Annotated in this window: 2 protein-coding genes and 1 pseudogene; all 3 read left to right on the top strand. The window is 61.8% G+C overall.

Annotation, left to right across the window (positions count from 1 at the left end; all coding sequences use genetic code 11):
- A pseudogene (locus LRG07_RS13720) lies at nt 1-213 on the top strand (hypothetical protein); the annotation flags it as partial.
- A 35-nt stretch (nt 214-248) separates the two neighbouring features.
- Entirely contained in the window at nt 249-515 is a 267-nt protein-coding gene (locus LRG07_RS13715; RefSeq protein WP_238642754.1) for a type II toxin-antitoxin system Phd/YefM family antitoxin, read from the top strand.
- The gene (locus LRG07_RS13710; protein ID WP_238634073.1) at nt 499-885 is read left to right on the top strand and encodes a type II toxin-antitoxin system VapC family toxin; all 387 of its coding nucleotides are present in this window, start codon (nt 499-501) and stop codon (nt 883-885) included. Before LRG07_RS13715 ends, LRG07_RS13710 begins: the two co-directional genes overlap by 17 nt.
- Nucleotides 886-995: the final 110 nt, after the last annotated feature.

The raw sequence follows: 995 nt of genomic DNA, 5'->3' as shown, positions 1-995 counted from the left end.
CCGCTAGGCGTAGCCCATCACCGCTGGCTCCGCAGCAGCCGCAGGCCGAAAGGCCGGGTAACCGAGAAGCACTATCAGCCCCTACAGCCGGGCGACGTGCCGAAGATCCGCTCGGACATCATCAACCTGGCCCGGGATACCGGCTACCGTCCGCAGGTCAGCGTTGAGGAGGGATCGTGTTCTTGCCTTTGGGTACCGCTTAGTCTAGCCTAATTGACTAAGTTCAACGTAAACACCAGCGGGGCTCCATGACAGAGACCGTCAACATCCATGAGGCCAAGACCCACCTCTCCCGCCTCCTCGATAAGGTCAGCCAGGGGGAGTCGGTCATCATCGCTCGATCGGGCCAACCGATCGCGCGCCTATCCCGTTTTGAGTCACCGCAGCCTGGAACCAGTGAGCGCGTCGGCTTCCTGAAGGGGCAGATCGAGGTGCCTGACGACTTCGACCAGCTCGGCGGGCAAGCGATCCTCGACGCCTTCCAGGGAGAGGATCCGGATGCATCTGCTCCTTGATACCCACATCCTGCTTTGGGCAGCAGCGGACTCCCCGCGGCTACCTCAGCAAGCGCGAGACCTCCTCCTCGATCCGGACTATCAGCTCGCCTACAGCGTTGCGAGCCTGTGGGAGATCACCATCAAGCGCGGTCTCGACCGTAGTGACTTCCGGGTGGAGCCTTCCGTGCTCCGGCGCGAGCTCTTGGAACACGGCTACGAGGAGTTAGCGATCCGTGGCGCCCATGCCCTCGCCGTAGGCAGCCTACCGGACCTCCATAAGGATCCCTTTGACCGCATGCTGATCGCGCAGGCTGGTGTCGAGGGCTACACGCTGCTGACCAGCGATCATCAGCTCGCGCAGTATCCGGGACCTATCCGTACCGTCTAGATAGAGCCAGGCCTCGACGAGTTCGACCCCAACCCGAACAAGCGGCTCAAGTAGCCGGACTTCGTGGCCAGCGACGCTCAGCTCGATGAGAATGAACAGAAACTGTTCAA

Source organism: Halorhodospira sp. 9622 (genome assembly GCF_022228025.1).
GTDB lineage: Bacteria > Pseudomonadota > Gammaproteobacteria > Nitrococcales > Halorhodospiraceae > Halorhodospira > Halorhodospira halophila_A.
This window is presented reverse-complemented; position numbering and strand designations above follow the sequence as displayed.